General features: G+C 67.5%; 11 protein-coding genes and 2 pseudogenes. 5 read left to right on the forward strand and 8 right to left on the reverse strand.

The window, feature by feature from the left end:
• From AC1D1T_RS22450 to AC1D1T_RS22480, 7 genes and pseudogenes are all read right to left on the reverse strand, one after another.
• Positions 1-200 (reverse strand): annotated as a pseudogene (locus tag AC1D1T_RS22450) (molybdopterin molybdenumtransferase MoeA); the annotation flags it as partial.
• Entirely contained in the window at positions 172-702 is a 531-nt protein-coding gene (gene mobB / locus AC1D1T_RS22455; protein WP_047511998.1) for a molybdopterin-guanine dinucleotide biosynthesis protein B, read from the reverse strand. The gene mobB and the pseudogene AC1D1T_RS22450, both read right to left, overlap by 29 nt.
• A 7-nt stretch (positions 703-709) precedes the next feature.
• Positions 710-2128 carry a threonine synthase gene (thrC, locus tag AC1D1T_RS22460; protein ID WP_477992515.1) on the reverse strand — a complete coding sequence of 473 codons (1419 nt, stop codon included), beginning with the start codon at positions 2126-2128 and terminating at the stop codon, positions 710-712.
• Positions 2125-3450, reverse strand: coding sequence for a homoserine dehydrogenase (locus tag AC1D1T_RS22465; protein ID WP_477843212.1), 1326 nt, complete (start codon positions 3448-3450; stop codon positions 2125-2127). Before AC1D1T_RS22465 ends, thrC begins: the two co-directional genes overlap by 4 nt.
• A 49-nt stretch (positions 3451-3499) precedes the next feature.
• A complete protein-coding gene (locus AC1D1T_RS22470) occupies positions 3500-4726 on the reverse strand; it encodes a pyridoxal phosphate-dependent aminotransferase (RefSeq protein WP_047511988.1) in 1227 nt (408 codons plus the stop codon).
• 59 nt (positions 4727-4785) lie between these two features.
• Positions 4786-7044: a hypothetical protein gene (locus AC1D1T_RS22475; protein WP_477992516.1), complete on the reverse strand. Its 2259-nt coding sequence runs from the start codon at positions 7042-7044 to the stop codon at positions 4786-4788.
• A 100-nt stretch (positions 7045-7144) separates the two neighbouring features.
• Positions 7145-7807, reverse strand: coding sequence for a CesT family type III secretion system chaperone (locus AC1D1T_RS22480; RefSeq protein ID WP_477992517.1), 663 nt, complete (start codon positions 7805-7807; stop codon positions 7145-7147).
• Between the two features lie 19 nt (positions 7808-7826).
• Here AC1D1T_RS22480 and AC1D1T_RS22485 point away from each other — a divergent pair, with 19 nt between their 5' ends.
• From AC1D1T_RS22485 to AC1D1T_RS22495, 3 genes are all read left to right on the forward strand, one after another.
• Complete coding sequence (locus AC1D1T_RS22485; protein ID WP_465112536.1) at positions 7827-8201, forward strand: Mth938-like domain-containing protein; 375 nt, start codon at positions 7827-7829, stop codon at positions 8199-8201.
• A 78-nt stretch (positions 8202-8279) separates the two neighbouring features.
• Positions 8280-8756 carry a peroxiredoxin gene (locus AC1D1T_RS22490; protein ID WP_047511976.1) on the forward strand — a complete coding sequence of 159 codons (477 nt, stop codon included), beginning with the start codon at positions 8280-8282 and terminating at the stop codon, positions 8754-8756.
• Between the two features lie 195 nt (positions 8757-8951).
• Positions 8952-10643: a PhoH family protein gene (locus tag AC1D1T_RS22495; RefSeq protein ID WP_477844178.1), complete on the forward strand. Its 1692-nt coding sequence runs from the start codon at positions 8952-8954 to the stop codon at positions 10641-10643.
• Here the strand turns inward: AC1D1T_RS22495 and AC1D1T_RS22500 are convergent.
• A complete protein-coding gene (locus tag AC1D1T_RS22500) occupies positions 10629-12533 on the reverse strand; it encodes a propionate--CoA ligase (RefSeq protein WP_477992518.1) in 1905 nt (634 codons plus the stop codon). The genes AC1D1T_RS22495 and AC1D1T_RS22500 overlap by 15 nt on opposite strands.
• Before the next feature lie 219 nt (positions 12534-12752).
• Between AC1D1T_RS22500 and AC1D1T_RS22505 the strand changes: the two are divergent.
• Positions 12753-13319 (forward strand): annotated as a pseudogene (locus AC1D1T_RS22505) (C40 family peptidase); the annotation flags it as partial.
• 238 nt (positions 13320-13557) lie between these two features.
• Positions 13558-14387 (forward strand): GTP 3',8-cyclase MoaA (gene moaA, locus AC1D1T_RS22510; protein ID WP_477992519.1); only part of this gene is annotated, 830 nt, incomplete at its 3' end.

A 14387-nucleotide genomic window follows, 5' to 3' on the forward strand; every position in this document is an offset into this window, starting at 1 on the left:
CGGTTCGCGAGCGGCGGCACGTCGAGCTGCGAGCGCACGTCGGCGGCCAGCACGCGGCCGAGCGCGTCGAAGGTCGGCAGCGTCTCGATCTCGCCGGCCGGCAGCGGTTGCACCGCGGCGAGCAGGCGTGCCAGTGCGTCGTCGAGCGACAGCAGCGCTGCCTTGGCGCGATCAGGGGATGGCGGGGAACTGGTAGTCATAGCGCGAAGCATCGGCGAGCAGGAACGCGGCTGCTGCGGCAGGGTCATTCAGGTCGAGCACCGGGCGCGAGGTCGGCTCGGGCAGGCGGTCGGCGCTGTCGGTCGCGATCGCGACGATGAACGGATCGGTCGGGTAGTTGGCCTGCTTGCCGGTGGCGGCGCGCCAGACCTCGATCTTCGGCAGGTCGGCATGCTTGAAGCCCTCGACCAGCACCCAGTCGCACTCGACCAACTCGGCGATCAGCTGGTGCACCGTCGGCTCGGCCAGCTGCTCGTACTCGCGGATCTTGGCGAGGCGCCGGTCGGAGGCGATCACGATCTCGAACGCGCCGGCCTGGCGGTGGCGGTATGAATCCTTGCCCGGCTGGTCGATGTCGAAATCGTGGTGCGCATGCTTGACCACCGACACGCGCTGGCCCGCCGCGCGCAGCAGCGGGATCAGCTGCTCGACCAGCGTGGTCTTGCCGGAGCCCGAGTAGCCGCTGAAGCCGATGACTTTCATGGCGCGCTCAGACGTGGGCCGTGACGCGTTGGGCAATGTAGCGCTTGACCGCCTCGGCATCGACCGGCATCACCTCGAAGCGCTTCGGCAGGTCCTCGATGCCGTTCAGCTGGTGCGGCCGGGCCGGCTGGCGGTTCAGCGCCTCGATGATGGTGTCGGCAAACTTGGCCGGCAGCGCGGTCTCGAGCACGATCATCGGCACCGCCGGGTCGAGGTGCTCCAGCGCGACCTTCAATCCGTCGGCCGTGTGCGTGTCGATCATCGTGCCGAAGCGTTCGTACGCGAGGCGGATCGTCGCGAGCCGATCGGCATGCGTGCTGTGGCCCGAGACGAAGCCGTCGGCGGCGATGCGCGCGAACTCGTCCGGCGTGATCGAGAAGCGGCCGTGCTGCTCGAGCGCGGTCTTGAACAGCGCGCGGGTGCGCTCGCCGTCGCGGCCCAGCAGGTCGAACACGAAGCGCTCGAAGTTCGATGCCTTCGAGATGTCCATCGACGGGCTCGAGGTCTCGAAGGTCTCGCTGCCGGCGCGCACTCGGTAGGTGCCGGTGCGGAAGAACTCGTCGAGCACGCGGTTCTCGTTGGTGGCCAGCACGAGCTGCCGGATCGGCAGGCCCATGCGGCGCGCCACGTGGCCGGCGCAGATGTTGCCGAAGTTGCCCGACGGCACCGCGAAGCTGACTTGCGCCGCCCCGTCGCGCGTGGCCTGCAGCCAGCCGGCGAAGTAGTACACCACCTGCGCGAGYAGCCGCGCCCAGTTGATGGAATTGACGGTGCCGATGCGGTGCGCGCGCTTGAACGCCAGGTCGTTCGACACCGCCTTGACGATGTCCTGGCAATCGTCGAACACGCCTTCGATCGCGATGTTGTGGATGTTCGGATCCTGCAGGCTGAACATCTGCGCCTGCTGGAACGGGCTCATGCGGCCGTGCGGGCTCAGCATGAAGACGTTGATGCCCTGCTTGCCGCGCATCGCATGCTCGGCGGCGCTGCCGGTGTCGCCCGAGGTCGCGCCGAGGATGTTCAGCGTCTCGCCGCGGCGGCCCAGTTCGTACTCGAACAGGTTGCCGAGCAGCTGCATCGCCATGTCCTTGAAGGCGAGCGTCGGGCCGTTCGACAGGCCTTCCAGGTACAGCCCGGGGCGCAGCGCCGTCAGCGGCGCGATCTGCTCGGAGCCGAACACGGCCTTCGTGTAGGTCTTCGCGGTCAGCGCGCGCAGGTCAGCCGCCGGGATGTCGTCGATGTAGAGCGACAGGATCTCGAAGGCCAGCGCGTGGTACGGCAGCTCGCGCCAGCGCGCGAGCGTCGCCGCGTCGACCTGCGGGTAGTGCGTCGGCAGGTACAGGCCGCCGTCGGGCGCGAGGCCCTCGAGCAGGATGTCGGAGAAGCCGCGCTGGGTGGCATCGCCACGGGTGCTGATGTATTTCACGACAGCTCTTCCTTGCGGATGCGCACGATCGGCGACAGCACCGTGGGCAGCGCCTGCATCTGCGCGAGCGCCTTGTTCATCTCGCCCTCGACGGTGTCGTGGGTCAGGATGATCACGTCGGTGTGGGCCTCGCCTTCGGCCGACTCCCGTTGCAGCAGCGCATCGATCGAGATCCCGTGCTCGGCCAGGATGCCGGTGATGCGCGCCAGCACGCCGGCCTGGTCGGCCACCTGCAGCCGCAGGTAGAACGAGGTGACGACCTGTTCCATGCCGAGGATCGGCGTGTCGGTGAGCTGGTTCGGCTGGAAGGCCAGGTGCGGCACTCGGTGGTCGGGGTCGGCGGTGTGCAGCCGGGTGATGTCGACCAGGTCGGCGACCACGGCGGAGGCCGTCGGCTCGGAGCCGGCGCCCTTGCCGTACGACAGCGTCGTGCCGACCGCATCGCCGTGCACGACGACGGCGTTCATCGCGCCCTCGACGTTGGCGATCAGCCGCTTCGACGGCACCAGCGTCGGGTGCACGCGCAGCTCGATGCCGGCGTTCTTGCCGAGGTCGTCGCGCCGCTTCGTGATGCCCAGCAGCTTGATGCGGTAGCCGAGCTGCTCGGCGTAGGTGATGTCGGCGGCCTGCAGCTTCGTGATGCCCTCGATGTGGGCGCGCTCGAACTGCACCGGCGTTCCGAACGCGATCGCGCTCATGATGGTCAGCTTGTGCGCGGCGTCGACGCCCTCGATGTCGAAGGTCGGGTCGGCCTCGGCATAGCCCAGGCGCTGCGCCTCCTTCAGCACCGCGTCGAAATCGAGGCCCTTGGCCCGCATCTCCGACAGGATGAAGTTGGTGGTGCCGTTGATGATGCCGGCGATCCATTCGATGCGGTTGGCCGACAGGCCCTCGCGCAACTGCTTGATGATCGGGATGCCGCCGGCCACCGCGGCCTCGAAGGCCACCATCACGCCCTTGGCATGCGCCGCCGCGAAGATCTCGGTGCCGTGCACCGCGAGCAGCGCCTTGTTGGCGGTGACGACGTGCTTGCCGGCCGCGATGGCTTCCATCACCAGCGTCTTCGCGATGTCGTAGCCGCCGATCAGCTCGACGACGATGTCGATCGCCGGGTTCGCGATGACCTCGCGCGCATCGGCCACCACCTTCGCGGCATCACCGACGATGCCGCGCGCCCGCTCGACGTTGCGTGCCGCCACCATCGTGATCTGAATGCTGCGGCCGGCGCGACGCCGAATTTCCTCCTGATTGCGCTGCAGCACGTTGAACGTGCCGCTGCCGACGGTACCGAGGCCGAGCAGACCGACTTGGATGGGTTTCATGGTGCGAGAACGCCCGATGCGGGCTGGTTGAGGAATCGGTGCAAAAAAATCAGTGCGAATGACGCTTGCGGTAGTGGTCGAGGAAGCGCGCGATGCGGCCGATCGCGTCGGAGAGGTCGTCGGAGTTCGGCAGGAACACGAGCCGGAAGTGATCGGGCTGCAGCCAGTTGAAGCCGGTGCCCTGCACGATCAGCACCTTCTCGTCGGCGAGCAGGTCGTAGGCGAACTGCTGGTCGTCGGCGATCGGGTAGAGCTTGGGATCGAGGCGCGGGAACATGTACAGGGCCGCCTTCGGCTTCACGCAGCTGACGCCGGGGATCTGCGTCAGCAGCTGGTGCGCGAGGTCGCGCTGGCGGCACAGCCGGCCGCCGGGGGCGACCAGGTCCTTGATGCTCTGGTAGCCGCCAAGCGCAGTCTGGATCGCGAGCTGGCCGGGCGTGTTGGAGCACAGGCGCATCGACGCGAGCATGTTCAGCCCCTCGATGTAGTCGCGCGCATGGCGCTTCTCGCCGGAGACGATCATCCAGCCGGCGCGGTAGCCGCAGGAGCGGTAGTTCTTGCTGAGGCCGTTGAAGGTGACGAACAGCACGTCGGTCGCGAGCGACGCGATGCTGGTGTGGGTGTTGCCGTCGTACAGCGTCTTGTCGTAGATCTCGTCGGCGAACACGATCAGCTGGTGCTGGCGCGCGACCTCGACGATCTCGCGCAGCAGGCTGTCGGGGTACAGCGCGCCGGTCGGGTTGTTCGGGTTGATCACGACGATCGCCTTGGTGTTCGGCGTGATCCTGGCCTTGATGTCGGCGATGTCGGGGAACCAGTCGCTCTGCTCGTCGCAGACGTAGTGCACCGCGGTGCCGCCCGAGAGGGCCACCGAGGCGGTCCACAGCGGGTAGTCGGGCGCCGGCACCAGGACTTCGTCGCCGTCGTTGAGCAGCGCGTTCATGCTCATCGCGATCAGCTCGGAGGCGCCGTTGCCGAGGTAGACATCGTCGACGGTGACGCCGGCGATGTTCTTCTCCTGCGAGTAGTGCACGACCGCCTTGCGCGGCGCGAACAGCCCCTTCGAGTCGGTGTAGCCGGCCGAGTGCGGCAGGTTGCGGATCATGTCCTGCACGATCTCGTCCGGCGGTTCCAGGCCGAACACCGCGAGGTTGCCGATGTTCAGCTTGATGATCTTCTGGCCCTCTTCCTCCATCTGCCGGGCCTTCTCGAGCACGGGCCCGCGGATGTCGTAGCAGACGCTGGCGAGCTTGCTGGACTTGGAGATGGGTTTCAACGGGGGCTCCGGCGGGGTCAGGAGAGCGGAATTTTGGCACAGCGCTGCTGTGTGCCCGGTCATAGCAAGCTTTCGCCCGCACGGTCGCCATGACAGGAAGAATCTTCTTCGTTCATCGTGCCTGTGAGTGCCGAACCGTCCCCCGCGCTGTCGCCTCCACCACTCAGGAAGGTGCTCGCGATCACACGCCGCTGTTCCAGGTTCTCACGAATCCTTTGCTCCCGTGGTGTCGGAAGCGTCGCCGTCACGTCCGTCGACGAGCTTCGGGTGACGATGACCTCGGCCAACCGTGTGACGGTATCGGGATGGGCACTGCCGTCCGGATCGGCCAGGTAGTTGGCGCTGCGCGCGCGAGCGCCACCGGTCGCAGCATTGAGCAAGGACCCGACGAAAAGGAAGAAGGTTTCGACATCGGGGTAGCCCAGCCGGCTGCACAGCGTTGCCAGCGAGCCGAAGGCATCGTTGCCGGTCGCCGCCGTCGCGATCCGTGCCGACGCGTTCTGCACGAGATGCCGGCGAAACTTCGGCAGGCCGTCTTCATCGCCCACGACACAGGGCTGGCGATCCACGACACAGACCAGGGGCTGGTCCGGTGGCGATTCGAGCCCCACCAGAGCGGGACACCACGCCACCAGCTTGCTCGCGAGGTCGGGCCAGAAGCCGTCCAAGGTCTCGTTCACAGGCCCGTAGACGCTCTTGAACTCGATGCCGATCGCCTCGTGGGCCAGGCAGGTCCGCAACTGGATCAGTGAAATCAGGTTCTTGCCGAATGCCTGCCCGCCCCCCAGGGCTCCTGCCGACGAGATGGCATAGAGGGCATCCCGCAACAGCCACACCCGCCACTGTTCGTCGTCCGTCAGCTTGATGAACTCCTTCCCGCCCTGCGGGTTGATGATGCAGCGGCACAACGAGAGCCCGGACGTCCATCGGCTTCGTGAACCGGACTGCAGCAGATCACGGAACGGACGCGCGACCAGGCCGGTGATCTGCGCCTGCACGGGTATCAGCGCGCATCGGAAGGCATGCTCGATCAGATCGCCTGACATCTGCGCCGCTGCCTTGATCTCGCACAGGCTGGCGTTCTGCGACAGCATGCCACCCTGCCAAGGTTCGGGCTCGAAGGCCGACGTGCCGTTGCCTCCCGGGCTGCCTTGCGATGATCGCGCCTGGGCATCGAAGGAAGCCAACCCGACCAGGAAGAAGCTCACCGGCAATGCCCACGGCAGGATCAGCGAGGTCCACCGCATCAGGTTGAAGCATTTCGACTCGGCGTAGCGGCCGAGTTGCGCGTCTGCCGGCCGGCGGAACGCCTGCGTGTTGACGATCTTCTTCTGGAAGAACCGGTCCACCCCGATGAACGCCAGGGCCACGGTCAGACCCAGGATCGTCACCAGCGGCCAGGCATGCCCGTCCACGGCGCCGAGAAAGGCTTCCATGGCGGATGAGATCGCCCACGACGCGAACAGCATCGCAATCCAGTGGCAGCCCCCTTCCCGCACGCCGTTCAGGGTGGATCGAAGCACCCACGGCATGCGCTCGAACAGCGGCGCCTTCACGGGGATGTCGGGGGAAGGCTCCTGAGCGATGCCCTCCTCCTCCGGCAGCATCGAACCGATTTGGTCCTCGACCTGGGAGAGGAACGGCTGGCGCAATTGCGCCAGCAGAGCCGCCACCGCGTCGTAGACGTCCCGCGGCAGCTCATCGGATCGGAAGAGGGAGACCACCTGGCATTGCGCCAGCAGATGGATCGACAACATGCCCACCGACCCTCTCAGCATCCTGTTTTCGACCACCACGAGGACAAGCTCCTTCAGTGCCTCACGCAGTTCCCCGCCTCGCCCCTCCATGGCACAGCCGGCTGCGTGGTTCAGCAGGATCCTGCATTCGCGTTGCAATTGCTCCGAGGGCGCCTCGACGTCTTTTCTCACCTGGAGCCAGTCGCAGGCCACCGGCATCATGTCCCGCTTGCGCAGGTTCTTGAGCTGCTTGATGGCAGTCTCCAGGGCGGTATGCAAATCCCCATTCGCCGCTGTCGATTCGAGCTTCTTGTTCAGCGTCTTGTGCACTTCATCAAGCGCTCCCTGGTCCGGCTCGGGAAACGCCGCCAGCAACTCGCACACGGCACGCTTGACGCTCCTTTTGCCCGACTTGCCATCCGCCGCCACGAAGTCGATACCGCCGTCGGCCAGATCCATCAGGCGCTGCACCAGCACATCACCCGGACTTCCGGACACGCACCGCCCCTCCATCAGTTCGACGAGCCGCCCCCAGTGCGCGGCTTCCTGCACCAGGTAGCGCGCCGTGCCGGCGTCGCCCACCACCTGCTCCTTGAAAGCSGAGTCGGCGGACAGCGGATGGGAAGCTGCCCTGTGCCCTCGCGAGACGGTTCTTGGTGCCTGCATCGGTGGTCTCCGTCGTTCAGATGCGCTGCTGCAAGGGCAGATCGGCAGGCCTCGCTTCATGCGTGCCACCCCCACCCCGGGCGCCGTCGTCCAGCAATCCGTGGCGTCGCCAATGCAAGGCAAGTTCAGCGGCCGCTCGCAAGCTGCGCACGAGCGCGTCGGCCTGGATGGCTTCGAGATCACCGTCGATGACACACACCGCACGGCCGGAATCCGGATCGATGCCCAGGGTCGTGCCTCGCTGCTGCAGCATCAACACGAAGTTCAGTTCCAGCATCCGCGTCAGCACGTCCTCCAGCCTTCGCGGGGCCGGCTCAGCCGGATCCCCGAGGTCGCACTGCATGCGCATGCGCCGCGGATCGACCAACGGGTCGTACAACAACGAGAAGCCGACGCCGTCCAGTGCGAGCTCGGAACGTGCAGCCATTCCTGCCTCGACGACCCAGCCGACCGGGAGCGTCAGACCAAGGCGCTGATGCACCCCGCGCACCAACGATGCAAAGCCGTCATGCATGCCCATCGACATTTGGAGAAGCCCTTCCCGCAGGCGGTTGTGAGTGACGATCCGTTGGTAACGGAAAGTCGCGAGGTGCACCATCTGCGGCGAAGATGCCGACATCTCGATTTCAGATATCGGATACGCGGTGTGAAAGAATTCGTGAACCTCGCCCCTGCGCATCCGACAGCTCGAACACGCCATGAAACTCCAGCCCGACCGCATCGAAGGCGTCAACGCCGTCTCCGGCCTGATCCCGGGGGCCGTCTCGATCAACGGCGTCGTGCACCGGCGCAGCATCGTCGTGCCGTGGCAGGGTGAGGTCGTGGAATGGAAGGTCGAGCGCTTCGATGAACTCACCGCCGAGCACTTCGGCGTGATCGCGGCGCTGTCGCCCGAGCTGGTGATCTTCGGCAGCGGCGACCGCATCCGATTCCCGCCGCCCGCCTGGCTGCGCCCGCTGATCGAGCGGCGCATCGGCATCGAGACGATGGACACCGCGGCGGCTTGCCGCACCTACAACGTGCTGGTCTCGGAGGGACGCCGCGCGGTGGTCGGCCTGCTGCTGGGCAGCTGATACCCGGCCGGAGCGCCATGGCCGTGGCCTTATAATCTACGGCTACGCCTCCCGCGGCGCAACTCCCCAGAATTCTTCATGACGCCAGCCCTCAACAAACCCCTCCCGGAATTTGAAGCGCTCGCAACCGGTGGCGTGAAGTTCACGCCCGCCGCCTTCGCGGGGCAGATCGTCGTTCTCTACTTCTACCCGAAGGACAACACGCCCGGTTGTACCACCGAGGCCATGCAGTTCCGCGATCGGCACAAGGATTTCGTCAAGGCCGGAGCGGTGGTTTTTGGCGTCTCGCGCGACAACATGAGCTCGCACGACAAGTTCAAGCAGAACCTCGAGCTGCCGTTCGAGCTGATCGCCGACACCGAAGAGAAGCTCTGCCACATGTTCGGCGTCGTCAAGAACAAGATCATGTACGGCAAGAAGGTCAAGGGCATCGAGCGCAGCACCTTCCTGATCGACGGTGAAGGCGTGCTGCGGGCCGAATGGCGCGGCATCAAGGTCGCGGGGCACGTCGACGAGATCCTGAAGGCCGTCAAGGGCCTGAAGAAAGCGGCCTGAAGAAGGCCGGTCGGTCCGGAAAATCCACGATGACGGGAGTTGTGTTGAGGTGTCATCGCGGATGTGCATAATGGGCCATGCCTGTGAGTTGTGAATCCAGACAGCCAAACATCAAGCCGCTCGGGCAACCGCGCGGCTTTTTTGTTGCCTGTCCTGTTGCCTCCCCCTTCGCCAACTGACACCCACACACCACCCATGCCACTGCCCAAGCCGCCTGCCAAACGCGCCGCCCTCCTGACCCCCGCCGATTTCGAATCGCAGGCCGCTCCCAAACCCGGCAAACGCACGCAGAACAAACGCAGCGAGGAACCCGCCTCGCCGGCGGTGCTCGACCTGTTCGATGCGCCGCGCGAGGCCGCGCCGGTGGTCACCGCCAAGGCGATCGCGCCGGTGACGGCCCCGCCGGTCGCGAGCCCGGCCGCGTACCCCGCCGACAAGCCGCGCCGCAGCGCGCCGGAGCCGAAAGCCCGCAAGCCGCGCGGCACCGGCCCGGCCAAGCTCTTCGTGCTCGACACCAACGTGCTGATGCACGACCCGACCTGCCTGTTCCGCTTCGAGGAACACGACGTCTACCTGCCGATGATCACGCTCGAGGAGCTCGACGATCACAAGAAGGGCATGTCCGAGGTCGCCCGCAATGCGCGCCAGGTGAGCCGCGACCTCGATGCGCTGGCCGGCGGCCTGTCCGACCAGCCGGGGCGCGACATGGCCGACGGCCTGCCGCTCGCGACCACCGGCCACCGTGAGGCCGGCGGCAAGCTGTTCTTCCAGACCACGCTGGTCAACGTGACGCTGCCGCAGGGGCTGCCGCAGGGCAAGGCCGACAACCAGATCCTGGGCGTCGTGCAGGCGCTGCGCGACCAGCAGCAGGGCCGCGAGGTGGTGCTGGTGTCCAAGGACATCAACATGCGCATCAAGGCGCGTGCGCTGGGCCTGGCCGCCGAGGACTACACCAACGACAAGACGCTGGACGACGGCGACCTGCTCTACACCGGCGTGCTGCCGCTGCCCGCCGATTTCTGGGATCGCCATGGCAAGACCATGGAGAGCTGGAACCAGGGCGGCCTCACCTACTACCGCATCAGCGGGCCGATGGTGCCGGCGCTGCTGGTCAACCAGTTCGTCTACCTCGAGGCGCCGGGCGCCGCGCCGCTGTACGCCAAGGTCACCGAGATCACCGGCAAGACCGCGGTGCTGCGCACGCTGCGCGAGTACACCCACCAGAAGAACGCGGTGTGGGGCGTCACCGCGCGCAACCGCGAGCAGAACTTCGCGCTGAACCTGCTGATGGACCCGGAGTGCGACTTCATCACGCTGACCGGCACGGCCGGCACCGGCAAGACGCTGATGACGCTGGCGGCCGGGCTGTCGCAGGTGATGGACGACCGCCGCTACACCGAGATCATCGTGACGCGCGTGACGGTGCCGGTCGGCGAGGACATCGGCTTCCTGCCGGGCACCGAGGAAGAGAAGATGTCGCCGTGGATGGGCGCGCTCGACGACAACCTCGAGGTGCTGTCGAAGACCGACGGCGCCGCCGGCGAATGGGGCCGCGCGGCCACCAACGACCTGGTGCGCAGCAAGATCAAGATCAAGAGCCTGAACTTCATGCGCGGGCGCACCTTCCTGAACAAGTTCGTGATCATCGACGAGGCGCAGAACCTGACGCCCAAGCAGATGAAGACGCTGATCACGCGCGCCGGCCCCGGCACGAAGATCGTGTGCCTGGGCAACCTGGCGCAGATCGACACGCCGTACCTGACCGAGGGCAGCTCGGGCCTGACCTTCGCGGTCGACCGCTTCAAGGGCTGGCCGCATTCGGGGCACGTCACGCTGGCGCGCGGCGAGCGCTCGCGCCTCGCCGACTTCGCGTCAGAGGTGCTCTGACCCCACCCTCTCGCGGATCTGCTGCAGCGCGGTCGGATCCTCGATGGTGGTCAGGTCGCCCGGGTCGCGGTGCTCGCACACGGCCTGGATCGCGCGGCGCAGCAGCTTGCCGGAGCGCGTCTTCGGCAGCGCGCTGACGAAGTGCACCCGCGAGGGCCGGGCGATCGCGCCCAGCCCCTGCTCGACCGTCTTCATCACCTCGCCCTCCAGCCGCAGCCGGGCGGCCTCGTCGCTCGCACGCCCCGCGTCGCGAAGCACGACGAAGGCCATCGCGGCCTGCCCCTTCAGCGCATCGGCCACGCCCACCACCGCCACCTCGGCCACCGCCGGGTGGCTGCTGATGCTCTCCTCGATCTCGCGCGTGCCCAGCCGGTGGCCCGCCACGTTGATCACGTCGTCGGTGCGGCCGAGGATGAAGTAGTAGCCGTCCTCGTCGCGCACGCCCCAGTCGAAGGTGCTGTAGACCATGCGCCCGGGGATCGTCTTCCAGTAGGTCTCGACGAAGCGCGCATCGTCGCGCCACACCGTCTGCATGCAGCCCGGAGGCAACGGCCCTTCGATGACCAGCACGCCCTTCTGGTTCGGCTGCGTCAGCTCCTCGCCGCTCAGCTCGTCGATCAGCTTCACGTCGTAGCCGTACATCGGCACGCCCGGGCTGCCGAACTTGCCGGCCGCCGGCTCGACGCCATTGGCGATCGTCAGGATCGGCCAGCCGGTCTCCGTCTGCCAGTAGTTGTCGATGACCGGCTTGCCCAGCCCGTCGGCGATCCAGTGCGCGGTCGGCTCGTCCAGCGGTTCGCCAGCCAGGAACAGCGCACGCAGGCTCGACAGGTCGTGCCGCTTCAGCAGCGCGGCATCGTGCTTCTTCAGCACCCGCACCGCGGTCGGCGAGCTGAACATCACGCTGACGCGGTACTTCTCGACCAGGCTCCACCACACCGCCGCGTCAGGCCGGATCGGCAGCCCCTCGTACATCAGCGTCGCCATGCCGGCGATCAGCGGCCCGTAGACGATGTAGCTGTGGCCGACCACCCAGCCGATGTCGCTGGTGCAGAAAAAGGTCTCGCCGGCCCGCCCCTGGAAGATGTGCTTCATGCTCGCGGCCAGCGCCACCGCGTAGCCGCCGGTGTCGCGCTGCACGCCCTTGGGCCGGCCGGTGGTGCCGCTGGTGTACAGCGTGTAGCTCGGCTGCGTGGCCTCGACCCAGGTGCACGGCACCACCGCGTCGAAGTGCGCCGCCCGCAGCGACTCGTACGAGGCATCGCGCTGCGCATCGAGCTGCATCGGGGCGAGCCCGCGGTCGATCATCAGCGTGCGCGGCGTGTGGTGATCGGCCAGCCGCATCGCCTCGTCGAGCAGCGGCTTGTAGGCCACCACCTTGCCGCCGCGGCTGCCGGCATCGGCGCTGACGATCAGCACCGGCTGCGCATCGTCGATGCGGCTCGCCAGGCTGACGCTCGCGAAGCCGCCGAACACCACCGAATGGATCGCGCCGATGCGGGCGCAGGCCAGCATCGTGAATGCCGCCTCGGGAATCATCGGCAGGTAGACCAGCACCCTGTCGCCCTGCTTCACACCGAGCGCCAGCAGGATGGCCGCCATGCGCTGCACCTCGGCATGCAGCTCGCGGAAGCTGTAGCGCCGCTCGTCGCCGGTCTCGCTGGAGACGTAGATCAGCGCGTCCTGGTCGGCGCGCGCGGCCAAGTGCCGGTCGACCGCGTTGTGGCACAGGTTGGTCCACCCGCCGACGAACCAGCGCGCGAACGGCGGGTGGCTCGCGTCGCAGACCTGCCCGAACGGCCGCTCCCAGTCGATCAGCGCCGCCTGTTCGGACCAGAAGCCGGCGCGGTCGGCGAGCGAGCGCGCATGAAAATCGCGATAGGCATTCATACCCTTGGTTACACCACAGAAACACCCCCGCAACAACCCAGGAAAAGCCTGAAAAGAACGTGCTAAGTGCCGGTTTTGAAAGGACTTTTGCCGTTGACGCTGCCCGGTGACTCTTTTATGCTGCGCGGCATGTTTCGGTCGGCCGTCCCCTTTTTCGTGCGCAGCGCCCTGGTGGCGGCGGCCTTCGGCTGCGGCAGCGCCTGGGCCGATACCGACCAGATCTCCCGCCTGCTGACCGACAAGGGGCTGATCGCGCCGGGTGGCGCGGCCGCCACGCCGGCTGCGGCACCGCCCAGTGAAGCGGCCTCCGCCCCGGCGGTCATCACGACAGCGACAGCCCCCGAAAGCTTCACCCAGCAGGTCCGCGAGAAGGCATCCGACATGGTGCTGACCGCGATGAACTTCCTTGGCGTGCGGTACCGCCGCGGCGGCAACGACGCCGACTCCGGCTTCGACTGCAGCGGCTTCACCCGCCACGTCTTCGAGAGCGCGCTCGGCCTCGTGCTGCCGCGCCGCGCCGACGAGCAGGCACACGCCAAGGGCCTGACAGCGGTCAAGCGCGACGAGCTGAAGCCCGGCGACCTGGTCTTCTTCAACACGCTGCGCCGCACCTTCTCGCACGTCGGCATCTACATCGGCGAAGGCAAGTTCATCCACGCGCCGAAGCCGGGCGGCGAGGTGCGGGTCGAGGACATGCGCTTCGCGTACTGGGCCAAGCGCTTCACCGGTGCCCGCCGCGCCGAGCAGGCCGATGCGCCGGCCGTGCCGTCGGCCACTGCGACGCTCGCTGCCGCTCCGGCCGGCGAGCCGCTGGCCGAGGTCGGCGCGGTAGCGGCCCCGCTTGCGGCTGTGGTGACGGCCGCAGCGCCGACCGCGCCCGAGGTGCTGAAGCCGAGCAGCCCGCCGGCCACCCGCAAGGTCACCCACAAGACCCGCCGCAAACCCGCGGCAAAGGCCGTGAAGGCCGTCAAGGCCTAATCGCCCCACGCCCATCCGACGCATGCCGGGCGGGCACAATCCGCCCATGGCCGACAAAGTGATTCCGCTGGCAGACCACCGCTATGCCTCCAGCGTGCCGCTGGTGCCTGCGCAATCGACTGCTCCCACCGGCCTGCTCGCCGACACGCTGGGCCGCCCGCTGCGCGACCTGCGCATCTCGGTGACCGACCGCTGCAACTTCCGCTGCAGCTACTGCATGCCGAAGGAAGTCTTCGACAAGCACTACGAGTTCCTGCCGCACAGTTCGCTGCTGAGCTTCGAGGAGATCGCGCGCCTGGCCCGCCAGTTCGTCGCGCACGGGGTGCGCAAGATCCGCCTGACCGGCGGTGAGCCGCTGCTGCGCAAGAACCTGGAGCGGCTGGTGGAGATGCTGGCCGCGCTGCGCACCGCCGGCGACGGGCTGCCGCTGGACCTCACGCTGACGACCAACGGCTCGGTGCTGGCGCGCAAGGCGCAGGCGCTGAAGGATGCCGGCCTGCAGCGCATCACCGTCAGCCTCGATGCGCTCGACGATGCGGTGTTCCGCCGCATGAACGATGCCGATTTCCCGGTCGCCGACGTGCTGGCCGGCATCGAGGCGGCGCAGCGCGTCGGGCTCGGCCCGATCAAGATCAACATGGTGGTCAAGCGCGGCACCAACGACGACCAGATCGTCGCGATGGCGCGGCACTTCCGCCACAGCGGCGCGGTGCTGCGCTTCATCGAGTACATGGACGTCGGCGCCACCAACGGCTGGCGCATGGACGAGGTGCTGCCGTCGGCCGAGGTCGTCGCGCGCATCGCCGCCGAGTTCCCGCTGCAGCCGCTCGGCGCGCAGCAGCCCGGCGAGACCGCGCAGCGCTGGCGCTATGCCGA

Source organism: Rhizobacter sp. P2_H3 (assembly GCF_056403355.1).